The 13,327-nt window shown below is 56.1% G+C and carries 12 protein-coding genes and 1 riboswitch; of the genes, 3 read left to right on the forward strand and 9 right to left on the reverse strand.

Features of this window, described 5'->3' with window-relative positions:
* Nucleotides 1–36: 36 nt before the first annotated feature.
* Nucleotides 37–2,139, reverse strand: coding sequence for a methyl-accepting chemotaxis protein (locus ACTID9_RS21950; protein ID WP_441066994.1), 2,103 nt, complete (start codon nucleotides 2,137–2,139; stop codon nucleotides 37–39).
* A 198-nt stretch (nucleotides 2,140–2,337) separates the two neighbouring features.
* On the opposite strand from ACTID9_RS21950, the gene dacB reads away from it, so the two are divergent.
* The gene (gene dacB / locus ACTID9_RS21955) at nucleotides 2,338–5,223 is read left to right on the forward strand and encodes a D-alanyl-D-alanine carboxypeptidase/D-alanyl-D-alanine endopeptidase (protein ID WP_441066995.1); all 2,886 of its coding nucleotides are present in this window, start codon (nucleotides 2,338–2,340) and stop codon (nucleotides 5,221–5,223) included.
* Between the two features lie 56 nt (nucleotides 5,224–5,279).
* Here dacB and crcB (ACTID9_RS21960) read toward each other — a convergent pair whose 3' ends face one another.
* Both crcB (ACTID9_RS21960) and crcB (ACTID9_RS21965) read right to left on the reverse strand, forming a co-directional pair.
* On the reverse strand, nucleotides 5,280–5,639 hold the full coding sequence (crcB, locus tag ACTID9_RS21960; protein ID WP_441066996.1) for a fluoride efflux transporter CrcB: 360 nt from the start codon (nucleotides 5,637–5,639) through the stop codon (nucleotides 5,280–5,282).
* Entirely contained in the window at nucleotides 5,636–6,028 is a 393-nt protein-coding gene (gene crcB / locus ACTID9_RS21965) for a fluoride efflux transporter CrcB (protein ID WP_441066997.1), read from the reverse strand. Before crcB (ACTID9_RS21965) ends, crcB (ACTID9_RS21960) begins: the two co-directional genes overlap by 4 nt.
* 73 nt (nucleotides 6,029–6,101) lie before the next feature.
* Nucleotides 6,102–6,162, reverse strand: a riboswitch (Fluoride riboswitch).
* A 345-nt stretch (nucleotides 6,163–6,507) separates the two neighbouring features.
* On the opposite strand from crcB (ACTID9_RS21965), the gene ACTID9_RS21970 reads away from it, so the two are divergent.
* Entirely contained in the window at nucleotides 6,508–7,377 is an 870-nt protein-coding gene (locus ACTID9_RS21970) for an urea transporter (RefSeq protein WP_441066998.1), read from the forward strand.
* A 68-nt stretch (nucleotides 7,378–7,445) separates the two neighbouring features.
* On the opposite strand, the gene ACTID9_RS21975 is transcribed toward ACTID9_RS21970, so the two are convergent.
* The 5 genes from ACTID9_RS21975 to ACTID9_RS21995 form a co-directional block, all read right to left on the reverse strand.
* Nucleotides 7,446–8,366 carry an aldo/keto reductase gene (locus ACTID9_RS21975; protein ID WP_441066999.1) on the reverse strand — a complete coding sequence of 307 codons (921 nt, stop codon included), beginning with the start codon at nucleotides 8,364–8,366 and terminating at the stop codon, nucleotides 7,446–7,448.
* Nucleotides 8,367–8,388: 22 nt separating this feature from the next.
* Nucleotides 8,389–8,559 carry a hypothetical protein gene (locus ACTID9_RS21980; protein WP_441067000.1) on the reverse strand — a complete coding sequence of 57 codons (171 nt, stop codon included), beginning with the start codon at nucleotides 8,557–8,559 and terminating at the stop codon, nucleotides 8,389–8,391.
* 44 nt (nucleotides 8,560–8,603) lie between these two features.
* Nucleotides 8,604–9,356, reverse strand: a complete 753-nt coding sequence (gene hemQ / locus ACTID9_RS21985; protein WP_441067001.1) for a hydrogen peroxide-dependent heme synthase — start codon at nucleotides 9,354–9,356, stop codon at nucleotides 8,604–8,606.
* A 107-nt stretch (nucleotides 9,357–9,463) separates the two neighbouring features.
* Nucleotides 9,464–10,336 (reverse strand): YitT family protein, encoded by an 873-nt coding sequence (locus ACTID9_RS21990; protein ID WP_441067002.1) that lies wholly within the window; start codon nucleotides 10,334–10,336, stop codon nucleotides 9,464–9,466.
* A gap of 15 nt (nucleotides 10,337–10,351) precedes the next feature.
* Nucleotides 10,352–11,296, reverse strand: coding sequence for an aromatic acid exporter family protein (locus ACTID9_RS21995; RefSeq protein ID WP_441067003.1), 945 nt, complete (start codon nucleotides 11,294–11,296; stop codon nucleotides 10,352–10,354).
* Between the two features lie 200 nt (nucleotides 11,297–11,496).
* On the opposite strand from ACTID9_RS21995, the gene ACTID9_RS22000 reads away from it, so the two are divergent.
* Nucleotides 11,497–12,360 carry a D-alanyl-D-alanine carboxypeptidase family protein gene (locus ACTID9_RS22000; protein ID WP_441067004.1) on the forward strand — a complete coding sequence of 288 codons (864 nt, stop codon included), beginning with the start codon at nucleotides 11,497–11,499 and terminating at the stop codon, nucleotides 12,358–12,360.
* Nucleotides 12,361–12,370: 10 nt separating this feature from the next.
* Here ACTID9_RS22000 and ACTID9_RS22005 read toward each other — a convergent pair whose 3' ends face one another.
* Nucleotides 12,371–13,168 carry an SDR family NAD(P)-dependent oxidoreductase gene (locus ACTID9_RS22005; protein ID WP_441067005.1) on the reverse strand — a complete coding sequence of 266 codons (798 nt, stop codon included), beginning with the start codon at nucleotides 13,166–13,168 and terminating at the stop codon, nucleotides 12,371–12,373.
* Between the last annotated feature and the right edge of the window lie 159 nt (nucleotides 13,169–13,327).

The raw sequence follows: 13,327 nt of genomic DNA on the forward strand, positions 1-13,327 counted from the left end.
TCATCCTGGCAGTTGCACCGCCAAAGCTTTCTTTTCTTATGCCTTTACTTTGAACGAACTGACCAGTCGCTTAAGCTCTTGCGACAGCGCGCTCACGTTCATGACCGACTGTACGATGCTGTTCATCGCCGCCAGCTGCTGCTGGGTGGAGTGGGCCGCGTTGTTCACCTGGCCGGTCGATTCGCGGGCGATCGTCGCCATCTCCTCGATTCCCGCCGTCACTTCCTCGGCATTTGCCGTCATGTTGGCGGACAGGAGGGACAGCTGCTCGATCTGCCGCTCGGTCTCGCCGATCGCCGCCTCCAGCGAAAAAAACACCTGGCTGACATTGTGAATCAGCTCTTTTACCGATTCGACGTCCGCCTTGCCGCTCTCCATCACGGAAAGCGTCATGCTTGTATTGTTCTGGATATTGCCCATGATCGTCTGGATCTGGTCGGTCGCGTATTGGCTCTGGCCCGCCAGCTTGCGGATTTCGTCGGCAACCACCGCGAAGCCGCGGCCCGCCTCGCCCGACCGTGCCGCCTCGATCGCCGCATTGAGCGACAGCAGGTTCGTCTGGGCCGAGACATGGGAGATCAGCTGCAAAATGTCGCGGATTTCCGTCGAATCGCTGTGGAGCACGTGCACGACCGATGCCACCTGCTCGGTGCCCGCCTCGATCGTTTTCATGATTTGCTCCACCTGGACCATCGCGTCGCCGACAACGGTCAAACCGTCGGCTGCCCGCTTGGACATCTCCTGGGATGCCCCGAGCACGGAGGCTGCCGTATCCGCCACCATCCCGATCTGCTCGGCCATCTGTTGCAGCGCCTTTGCGCTTTCCTCGGCGCTTGCCGCCTGTTCGTTGCTGCCTTGGGCGATCTGGCTGACCGATTGGGAAATCTGCTCGGAAGCCGCCTTCGTTTCACCCGCATCAAGGCGCAGCTGCTCGGCGGTGCCCGCCGCTTCCACCGCGCCGCGCGAAATTTGCCCGATCATCCGGTTCATGTTTTCCGCGATCCGCGCAAACGAACGGGCCAGCACGCCCAGCTCATCGCGCCGCGACAGCAATGCCGGTTCGATCGAATGGGTAAAATCCCCTTCAGCCACCTGTGTCGCATGATCCGCCAGCCTCGCGACGACGCGCACGATGCTGCGGGTGATGCCCATGATCAAAATGCAGATCAACAGCAGGCCCGCTCCCCCTGTCACCAGCGTGATCATCAGCGTTTTGTCCGATTCCGCCGTCACTTCCTGCAGCGGTACGCTGACGGCGTATGTCCATCCTTTTCCGTCCTCGCCCAGCTGGATCGGCGCATAGGCCAAATACGTATCGCCCGCGATCGACCGTCCGTCTGTTCCTTTTGCTGCCGCCTCTTTCAGCAAGCCTGCGTAGGACAGCTTGGAATCGCCGACATTTTTTCCGAGCAGGTCAGCCGCTTTGGCGGACACGACGGTGCCCTTCTCTGTCAAAATCATGCCGGTTCCCGTTTGATAGATGGACAGGCTGTTGTTCATCTCTTGCAAATCGCCAAGCGACACGTCAACGCCGACGACGCCTTCAAACACGCCGTTCACCACAATCGGCGCGACAAAGGAGGTCATCAGCACTTCCTTGTGGCTGACGCTTCCTGCGTACGGCTCCATCACAGCGCTCTTCTTCGTTTGCTTGGGCAGCTTGTAGTAATCCTCCGTAATTTCCTGGCTGTATACAAATGTTTCATCATACAAGATCCGATTCTCTTCATCGCGCGCCCAGACGGGCATGTAAGCGCCTGTCTTGTCTTCCTTGGACGGGTTGGCGAATTGCGCATCCAGTCCGTCGAACCGGTTCGGCTCCCACAAACTCCAAACAGCGGTAAATGCCAGGTTTTGCTCCAACACGTTACGCAGCATTTGATCGACGCTTTTGCGTGACGTCGTGTTCGTTGCCTTCATCGCTGCCAGCACGCTTGCAAGCGCATTCGTCGCCTGCATGGCGTTCCCCAGCTTGTTTTCCGTCTGGCGGGCGTACTGCTTCGTCAATGATTGCGCCAATTCCTCGGCTGATTGCAGGGCCGCCTCGCGAGACCGGTACGCCTGGGTAGCAACGACCAGCGAGACTGTCAAAAATACAACGCTTACAATGAAAACGAATAATCGAGTCTGCAACTTCATGTTCGGGCAATCTCCTAACTCGGGCATTAGCTCCTAAGGATAATGATGGTACATGCCTATTATAACGAAATTTGTAGGAATTCATTGAAATTTTTCACAACAAATTTAAGCAAAAATGAGCATTGCCATTTCGAAAAATTTTCCCGTATAATGTTTTTGAAATTTTCGAAATATTATTTCGTAAAAAGGGAGGTTTTCATGAAAAAAACGTGCAGAAACCCGTTTTTCAAATGGCTGATGGCATTCAGCCTGCTCCTCCAATTGGCGGCAGTTCCGACTCTCGCCTCTGCCCACACAGCCGATCCGCTGACCGCGCAGATCGATGCGGTGCTGGATGCCCTCGAACAAAACCCCGAGAGCATCGGCATGCAGTCAGGCATCTCCATCTACGATCTGACAAAAAACAAAATGCTTTACAGCCACAACGCAGACAAAAATTATGTTCCCGCCTCCAACATGAAGCTGTTTACCGGCGTGGCCGCACTGGATCGGCTTGGGCCGGACTACACCTTCAAGACGGAGGTTTTCGCAAAAGGCGGCATCAATGCGCGCGGACAAGTCACCGAGCTGATTTTGAAAGGATATGGCGACCCGACGCTGACGGAGGCCGATCTTGAAGAACTCGCCCGCGACCTGAAAGAAAAAGGCGTCACGACCGTGCGCAGCCGCCTGCTGCTCGATGACAGCTATTTTGACAATGTGCGCCTCGGGGCGGGCTGGATGTGGGACGATGAGCCGTACGGGTACAGCGCCCAGCTCAGCGCGCTCGCTCTGCACAAAAATTTCGTCTCGCTGACCGTCTCCCCTGGCGAGCCAGGCAAGAAAGCGGACATCACGCTCGATCCGCAAACCGATTCCATGACGATCGACAACCAGGTGAAAACGGTCGATGGCAAGACGGCCGATGTGACGGTCACGCGGGCGCGCGGGAAAAATGTGGTGACGGTAACCGGCACGATCGGTGTGGATGCTTCCTCCTATCAGGAAGATGTCTCGATCGAAAATCCGACGCTTTATGTCGGCGACGTCTGGAAGCGCAAGCTCGAAGAAGCGGGCATCAAGCTCGGCTCCTCGATCCGCATCCAGACGACGGACAAGGTGTACGATGAGCCTCTCGCAACCCACGAGTCCCGGCCGCTCGGCGAAATCATGGTTGAATTGAACAAGGAAAGCGATAATTTTTACGCCGAACAGTTGCTTAAAACACTCGGCGCCGTGGAAAAGCAGGAAGGCAGCGCGGAAGCCGGCGCGGAGGTTGTCGCCGATGTTCTGAATGACGCGGGCATTACGACCGGCTACAGCCAGGCTGACGGCTCCGGCTTGTCCCGCTATGACCTGATCACGACCGAGCAGATGGTCCAGCTGCTCCGCTACGTTCAGGACAAACCGTACAGCGACCTTTTGGAATCGACGCTCCCTATCGCCGGTGTGGACGGCACCCTGGCAAATCGCCTGAAAGGCACGCCTGCCGAAAAGAATCTGATCGCGAAAACCGGCTCCATGAGCGGCGTCAATTCGCTCTCCGGCTATGTGACGGCAAAGAACGGGGACAAGCTGGCCTTTTCGATCATCAGCAACGGCATTTACAAAAGCAAGTACGCGCGCAGCCTGCAGGATCAAGTCGCCGTGCTGATGGCCTCCTATCCGGAGTTGGATGAGCCAAGCGACGCTGGACTGCCCGAACCGGAATCCTACAAGCTCAGCGACCTGCTCGATCCGATCCTCGACGCACCGGAAGCGACCGGTGTATCTGCTGGCATCATCGTAAAAGCGCTGGATGAAAACGAAAAAGAGGCCACCTGGTACGCCCACGACGCGGACAAGCTGATGACCCCTGCTTCCAATCTGAAGCTTTTGACAGGTGCCGCCGCGTTGACCGAGCTGGGCAGCGACTACCGTTTCAAAACCGAGCTTTATGCCTCCACCCCTGTAACCGACGATGGCCTGTTGAAAGGAAATCTGTACGTGAAAGGCTACGGCGACCCGTCCATCCATACGGAAGATGAGCTGAAGGTGCAGGACGGCGTCTCCATCGAGTCGATCGTCGATGCAATCAAAAAACGCGGCATCAAGCGCATCAATGGCGACTTGATCCTCGATGACACCTATTTTGACGACCAGCGACTCGGGCTCGGCTGGGCTTGGGATGACGAAAGCTACTACTACAACGCGCTGATCGACGCGCTGTCGCTCAATCGCGGGACCGTGATGATCTCCTATGAGCCGGGCGCACGCAAGGACAAACCGGTGAAAGTGACGATCACCCCGAATACGAGCTATGTGACGGTGATCAATGAAGCCAAAACGGTCGCAAAAGATGAAGAAAACACGTTTACGATCCTGCGCGACCGTGCGACAGATACGATTCGCCTGCAAGGCAACCTGCCGCTCGGAAGCGACGCCGACTACGAGCGGATGCCGGTCGAGCAGCCAGCGCTCTACTTCGGCACCGTATTGAAGGAAAAGCTGGAGGAAGCCGGCATCAAATTTACAAGTAGCAGTGAAGTGAAACGCGGCGAGCTGCCATCAAGAGTCACCAAGCTGAAGGTCTTCCAATCGGAGCCGCTCGCCGATATTTTGACATACATGAACAAAAAGAGCGACAATCTGTATGCCGAGATGCTGCTCAAAGCGGTCGGCGCCAAGGCAAGCGGTTCCGGCACAGCCGATGCCGGTATTGAAGCGGTGCAAGCGGTCTTGAAATCGTTTGGCGGGACAACCAATTTCGATATGGTCGATGGCTCCGGGCTTACCCGCTACGACCAAATATCCGCCCGCCACATCGCCGCTGCACTGGAGGGCATGGCTGCTTCCGAGTCGTTTGACATCTATTATGACTCCCTGCCGATCGCAGGCGTGGACGGGACGCTAAAGAGCCGGATGAAAGGCACGGCGGCGGAAAACAACGCACACGCGAAAACCGGCTCCATGTCGGGAGTTAACAGCCTGTCCGGCTATGTCACCACCAAAGGCGGCACCAGGCTGGCGTTCTCCATCCTGTTGAACGGCTATGCCGCCAGCCCCAAGGTGATGACATCGATTCAGGACCAAATAGTGGAAGCGTTGGCTGATTACGAAGAATAGCGCTTGTCTTACGAAAAAAGTTCCCGTTTGCAATGGTGGGGACTTTTTTTGCCTGTCTAAACGCAAAGCAGAAAACCGATCCAGGCAAAGCAAACGCCGAGAATGGCGGACAGCAGCACGTAGAAAAGCGCTGCCTTGCGCATGCCTCTCTCCACAAGCTGGACGGCTTCCAACCCGAACGTCGAAAACGTCGTATACGCGCCACAAAAACCTACGCCTGCCAAAAGCCAGACTTCCCCTGAGACGCTTCCTCTCTGGTAAAGCGCGTACAGCGCCCCGAGAATGAGCGAGCCGGTGAGATTGATCACAAACGTGCCGAAAGGAAACGCGGTTTTGCTTTTGTCCGCAATGATTTTTCCCAGGTAAAATCTCATGAGCGCACCAACGATGCCGCATAAACCGATCCAGACCGTCATCGCTTGGGCCCCCCTTCTCGCGCATTCGCTTTGTCCTGCTGCACAGCTGCCCAAAAGCCCGCTGCGGCAAACAAAATCCCGCCGACTACGCTTGCAGCCGCGTACAGCAGCGCGATCCCCGCTTGCCCCGTGTCGATCAAATGCATCGTCTCCACCGAGAACGTGGAAAAAGTCGTGAACGAGCCGGTAAATCCGGTGCCGATGCCAAGCCGAATCGCCGACGGCGCCCTCCATCGGGTGAAAAACCAGCCGAGAAACAGGCAGCCGCCCATGTTGATCAGCCATGTGCCGAGTGGAAACCCGGATTCCGCAGGCGGCACGAGCTGTCCTGCTTCATAGCGCGCGATCGTCCCCAAAAAGGCGCCGACGCTGAGGAAAAGTAGGTTCATGAATACGTGCATTCCTTTCTGTTGGCCCGATTTTTTCCCCGATAAAACGAAACAGACTCCTACCGACCTTATGGTATCGGTAGGAGTCATCAGCCGTCGGGCAGGTAAAGGCGAACTCCATCGCCTGCAAAGTTATCCACATTGTAAAAGAGCATGGGTCAGGTGTCAATGGCGCGTTTCGATCTGGAAGCGTGCCAGCACAACAGCCGATGCGGCACACCCCAAGCCCCCAAGCAAAAACAAATCGGTTATGATGCCCTCGTGCTGTTCGCTTTGCTTCTGCATCCCCATCGTCAAATACAGGGTTCAGGCCGCCTGGGCCATGGATCGCGACAGCAAAGCCAATCAGTCTGGAAACCGGGCCCGCGGCGATTTCGTCCATGAGAAACGATCGCGGCTCTGCTATACTTTAGCTAGCAGCCAAGACGGGCTCTCAACCTTCATCCTACTTTTTTATTCGAAATGGAGACACAATTTCAATGAGCATTCGACACGTTTTCATCCATGGTTTATCCGGTATTGCTCAAATCGTTTTTTTCCGGAAGCCGCTGGCAGGAGGGATCTTCCTGTGCGCCTTCCTGCTCTACTCCCCGCTTCTCGCGCTCGCCTGCTTGGTTGGCGCCATTGCTGCAAATGGTGCCGCTGCACTCGGCAAACGTCCGCAGGCGGCGATCGGGGAAGGCTTGTACGGTTACAACGGGGCCTTGCTCGGACTCGCATTCGCCACCTTTTTGCCGCACGATTGGCTGCTTTGGGCGTGTATCGCGATTACTGCGGGGCTGAGCGTTTTTTTGTATGACCTTTTTCAACGATTCGGCATCCCGCCTTACACGATGCCGTACGTCGCCCTCGCCTGGATCGTCCTTGCGATCATCCGTCCTGATCTCGGCGCCGCATCCGCGTCCGCTTTCAGCTGGACGATTCCGCTCACAGGCTTGGGACAAATCTTTTTCTTGCCCTCCGCACCGGGCGGCCTCTTGATTCTCGCAGGGCTTGCCGCCGCGTGCCCGCCACGCCAACTTGTGCTGACCTTTGTTGGCGCCGCCATCGGCTGTCTGCCCTTCGTGTGGCTCGGCGAGGCACCCTCTCTCACGGCTGGGCTGATCAGCACCAACGCGGCCCTTTCTGCTCTCGGAATTTTACAGGTGAAGACGCGTTATCCCGCACTTCTGTCCGTTTGTTTCGCGCTCGGGTCCGCGCTTCTCTACCCGCCCCTTTCTGCCATGCTGGGCACTGTGGGTCTGCCTGCATTCACGTTTCCGTTCATCGCCACGATGTGGGTGGGACGAGCGCTGATGGCATTCATCGAGAAGCGGAAGCGCGGGGTGGAGGAAGCGGTGTCTTCGTGAAACTTTATGAAAAAAGGACGCCCCCCTGCTTCTCGCTCGGGTGACGTCCTTTTTTTGCCTTGCCCCTATTATTTCCACGCCTGCGGATGATCTTCGCTCACGAGCGCCAGCTCCGCCGCACGCGCATTCATGCGCACTTGCTCTTCATCTTTGCAGCCTGGAATCACGCTGGTGACAGCCGGATGGGTGAGGCACCACGCGAGCGCCCACTCAGACATGCTGACTCCTTCCGGCACCTCCGTCCGCCTGATCTCATCCACCGAGAGCAGCTTGGCGTCGCGCTCGTCGCGATCATGGCGATTCCGCACGTCATTGGCGGCAAACGAGGCGCCCGGCTTGTATTTGCCGCTCAAGTATCCGCTTGCGAGCGGCACGCGGGCCAATACGCCGAGATCCTGCTCCACACAAGACGGGAAAACGCGCTCCTCCGGCTTGCGGTCGAGACGGTTGTAAACAACCTGAATCGCCTGGGCGTTTACGCGGCTTGCCGCAGCCGTCTGGTGCAGGTTGTCGTTGCTGCCGATGGAGATGCCCAGATGACGGATTTTTCCTGCTTGCACCTGCTTATCCAGCATCGTCCACAAATCATCGCGGTCAAAAAACTCGTCTGCGCCCGAATGGAACTGGTACAGGTCGACGTAATCGGTTCGCAGCGCGCGCAGGGAATCCTCCAGCTGCTTTTGCACCTCATCAGGCGTCCAATGGCCGGTTCGATCCTGATGCCCGTGGAAGTGATGCCCGAACTTGGTTGCAAGCACCCACTCCTGCCGATCGCCGGCAATCGCTTCGCCAATGAAAGCTTCGGATAAATGATCGCCATAGCATTCCGCCGTATCGATCAGGTTGATCCCCACTTCCTTCGCGGTGGCGAGCACCCGGTCCACCTCTGATTGCGTATAGGTCCTGCCCCACTCTCCGCCAAACTGCCACGTGCCGACTCCGACGACCGACACCTTCAGCCCTGTTTTTCCCAGTCTGCGGTATTTCATGCGAACCACTCCTTTTCCCTCGTTAGGTCAATTCAATTCCAGCCAGTTGATCATTTGACAAGCGCTCGTGAAAATCCTCCATCAACGGCACTTCGGTTGAAGCGCCAGCGATCCGCCAATACCAATAGAACACGATCTCATCGGTTTCGCTGTCGATCCTTTGATAAACCTGATAGTCAAAACCGCCAGGCACAAAAAAAGCAGCCGACGCTATCCTTCCGCGTCGGCCACTGCTTTTTAAACGGTAAACAGGTTTTGCAGTTTTTCGTAATCCAGATGGTTGCCGACCAGGAAGTTGCCGAATTCGCCGTAGCGGGCGCTGACCTCGTCGAAGCGCATTTCATAAATGATGTGTTTGAATTCAAGCGGATCGTGCGCAAACAGCGTAACGCCCCACTCCCAATCGTCGAAGCCGACGGAACCGCCGATGATCTGCTTGATTTTGCCCGCGTATTTGCGGCCGATCATGCCGTGGGACGCCATCATCTGACGGCGCTCGTCCATCGTCAGCATGTACCAGTTGTCTTGCAGGTCGCGTTTTTTGTTCATCGGATAGAAGCAAATGTGCTCCCATTTCGGCAGGACAGGGTAGAGACGATCGCGCACATGCGGGTTCGCTTTCGGGTCTTCTCCCGGGTTGTTGACATAGTTGCTCAATTCAACCACGGACACATAGGAATAATCGTTTGTCGTGAACGCCGCGAAAGGGCTTTTGTTGAACGCTGTCTTGATTTCATCGAGTTCTTGCAATGTCGGACGGAGGTACATGAAAACCAAATCCGCTTTGTGCCCCAGAATGGAGTAAACTGCGCTGCTGCCTTCATTCGCAGCCTCGTTCCCCTCCCACCCTTTCATCAGGGTGAAAAGGTCGTCCAATGCTGCCTGACGCTCCTCGACGGACGCTGCATTCCATTTTTCCCAGTTGATCTTGCGGAAATCGTGGACGGTAAACCAGCCCTCCAGCGTGAGCAATGCTTCATTTTGGCTCATCTTGCAATCCAACTCCTTGCTATGTATTGTTCATCGTTCAGTATACCATAGGAAGACACGGCCAAATCAAATCGGAAGTAGCAATTACGTGACAAGCGAAATCGGAATCAGACGCTTTTGAAACCCTCGCCCAGCACTTCGTTTGCCTGTGTCAGCACGATGAACGCCTGCGGATCGACCGCCTTGACCAGTGCCTTCAGCTTGCTTACCTCGCTTTGGCTCACCACGACCATCAGCACCATCCGCTTGTCGCCGGTGAAACCGCCGGAGCCGTTGATCTGCGTGAAGCCGCGGTCGAGATCGAACAGAATCGCCTCGCGCAGGCTGTCGATCTCATTGGAGATGATGTAGGCCACCTTTGATGTATTGAAGCCGACCTGCACCACATCGATCGTCTTGCTGGTGACGAACAGACCGATCAGGGCGTACAGCGCTTTTTCCGGGGAAAAGATTACGCCGGCGAGCAAAATCACCAGTCCGTCAAACACGGCGACTGACAACCCGAGGCTTAATCCCGTATATTTGTGCAAAATTTGCGAGGCGATGGACAGACCGCCCGTCGAGCCGCGCCCGCGAAACACGATGCCGATGCCCAGCCCAACGCCCATCCCGCCGTAAATGCTCGCCAGTAGCGTATTGGTCGTGAGCGCTGGCAGCGAGCTGGTCAGCATCACACACAGCGGCAACACAACCGATCCCACCGCCGTTTTGATGCTGTAATGCCGCTCCAAAAGCCACAGCCCCAGAAGAAACAGCGGAATGTTGAGCGCCCACTGAATGATGGCAGGGGGAAAGCCGAACAAATTATGGATGATCGTGGACAGCCCGGACACCCCGCCCGAGGCGATCTGGTTCGGATTGAGAAACATGTTGAAGCTCGCCGCCAAAATCAGCGACCCGATAATCAAATGAAGATAGTCATAAATGAGGTGGCTCGGACTTTGCAGAGCCCCTTTTCGCAATTTCGCTTTCTTGCCCACGTTCACACCTCTACGTTAAGCTTTTCCCAAATTATGTTTGATGTAGAGATACTCTTCGATCTCGCGCAGCAACGTAAACAGGGACGCTCTGATTTCAAATTCTTCCCGCGACAGCGGCAGCGGGGCCTGCTTGATCGCCTCCACCATTACCTGTAGCTTTTCCAAAAAGAGGTAGGCGGTATTACCGGGATGGACGCGCGCGCCTAATTCTTCGAGAAATTCGGCGATTTGCGTTCCCTGCGGCACTTGCAGCGTCAAGGAGGAGACGATCGGCATCATCCGCTCCAGCAAAACGAACTGCTTCTCGCGCATGACGAAATAATCGAATGCGGTGTTTTCTTCGCGAATCAGCCGGTTCTCGTTTTCCAGGACGGCCAGCTTGATCGCCTGATCGAGCAATTTCGCCGTTTCCAAAAGCTCTTTGCCGTCCCATTCGCTCTCGCCCTGGCGCAAATAGATGGCGAACTCCTTGATGATCGTGCGGAAGTTTTGCTCGATGGTGCACTGCAGGCTGACGAGTGTCTTGTTGTAGCTCGGCATCCACAGATTCATCAAAAGCGCGACTCCGACGCCGATTCCCACCAGCGACATCTCGTTGATCAGGATCGGGATTGACATTTCCTGCAGCGTGAAAATATGCATCAAGATGACTGCGCTGGTGACGAATCCCTCCTGTATTTTCAATTTCACCAAAACGGGGAGGAAGACCAGGAGCAAGATCGTGACCGTCCACGGATGGTACCCCAGCAGATTGAAAAAAAGATAAGCAAACAGGATGACCAGCAGGCTCGCGGCAAACCGGAACAGCGAAGTTTTCACCGTCCGCTTGCGCGTGACCTGAATGCACAGGATGGCGATCGTCCCCGCCGTGGCGAAATAATCCAGCCCGATGGCATGGGCAACCGCGATGGAAACACCGGTTCCAATTGCTGTTTTTATCGTTCGCGTACCAATGAACACGTTATTTCCTTCCTTATCACTTGGAATTAGTAACCTGCCTCCCATCTTGACATGAACTGCCAAACCAAATCAAGTTACGAAAAAATGACTGTTTCGTTTTTGTTTTGTTTTTATCATAATGAGGAAGTAACGTTTTCGGTTGCCAAACCGTCATTACGTTCATACATGTTTTGTCACCTGCTCAAGGAGGTTCAACGTTCATGCAACATTCCAAAACAACACTGGCAGCCGTTTTTCTCGGCTTGTCCGTCGCGCTGCTTTCCGGATGCGATATTCTGAACAACAGCGCCCAGCCAACCCCAAAACCTGCGCAAGAAGCGAATCAGACGCCAACCGCGCCGCCTTCGCCATCGCAGGAAACACCGTCTGCACAGACCCCTGCAGCCTCTGACGCCGAACAACCTTCAACAACGATAGAACCGACGCCAGCGACTCCCCAGCCATCCGCCGATGAGCCAAAAGAAGTGGACGGCGATCCTGATAGCCTGAGCATTTTGGTTAACAAGCAGTACAAGCTCCCCGCCCACTTCAAGCCAGCCGATCTGGTCGACCCCGACGTGCCGTTCATTTTCAAAGGCAAGTCGGAGAAACGGCTGATGCGCAAGGAAGCCGCAGAAGCGTTGGAAAAAATGTTTGCGGGCGCGAAAAAGGATGGCATCCAGCTGGCAGGCGTATCGGCCTACCGCTCGGAAGCCACCCAGCGCGCGCTTTTTGAAAACTATGTGAAAAAGGACGGCGAGGAAGCAGCCCGCAAATACAGCGCCCTGCCTGGCACCAGCGAGCATGAAACGGGCCTTGCTATCGACGTTTCCGGCAGCACCGGCGCTTGCGCGGCACAAGACTGCTTCGGCGATACGAAAGAAGCCGCCTGGCTCGCCAAGCACGCTGCCGAATACGGCTTCATCATCCGCTATCCGCAAGGCAAGGATGCGATCACGGGCTATCAGTACGAGCCGTGGCACCTCCGCTATGTCGGCACCCAGATCGCCGGCGAAATCAGCGAGAAACACATTACGCTGGAAGAATACCTGAATGCCGTTCCGGCCACCGCAGCGGCAAACTAAACCGCAGCTTTTACGGATGCTGGCTGTGCGGCGCCTTGTTTTCCACAAGCGCATTGCCGCCATCCACCACAAACAGCTGTCCGGTGATATACGAAGCTTGCTCGGAAGCGAGGAACGCGATCATGTGTCCCACTTCCTCCGGCCGGCCGCTGCGCCCCATCGGTGTTTGGCGGCCGGCTTGCGCTTCGAGCGGCGTCTGCGACCCGGTTTCAATCCAACCGGGCGCAACGCTGTTGATCGTAATGTTTTGCTTCGCTACCTCGATCGCGATCCCCATGCTCATGCCCACCATCGCGGCCTTTGCCGCACCGTAAGCCGCTTCGCCCGGATTGGCGCCAAGCGTTCCCGTCGTCGACGAGACGTTGACGATCCGCCCGTACTGATTGGCAATCATATGCGGCAGCACCGCGCGCGTGACATTGAAACAGGTCGTCAAATTGCGCGAAATCCCCAAATCCCATTCTTCATCCGGCAGCTCGGCGAATGCGATGAATTTTTCCGGCTCGCCCACCTGCGTCATGCCCGCATTGTTGACCAAAATGTCGATGCGTCCGAAATCTTCCGCCACCTGCTGCACCATGCCGCGCGTCCTGGCCCGGTCCATCAGATCGGCGACGTACCCGCGCGCCTCGATTCCTTCTTCCACAAGCTCGCGCGCCCGTTCGTTGATTCGCTCCGTCGTCGCCACCAGCGCGATCCTGCCTCCAAGTCTGCCGATGATTTTCGCCGCCGCAAAGCCGATGCCACTGTCGCTGCCAGCGCCCGTTACCAGGCATACCTTTTCATCAAAACGCATGAGTCCCTGCATTCTTCTCCACTCCCTTCCTACTGACGCACGTTTTCGACAAAAAAGAAAAAATCCCTGTCGGACGTGGACAGATGCAGCTCATCCTTGATATAGAAAATCATGGTCGTGTTCACAACCGTCATGGTACAATTCAACAAAACAACGAACACGGTTTCGCGA

Source organism: Brevibacillus fluminis (genome assembly GCF_052072235.1).
GTDB classification, from domain to species: domain Bacteria; phylum Bacillota; class Bacilli; order Brevibacillales; family Brevibacillaceae; genus Brevibacillus_D; species Brevibacillus_D fluminis_A.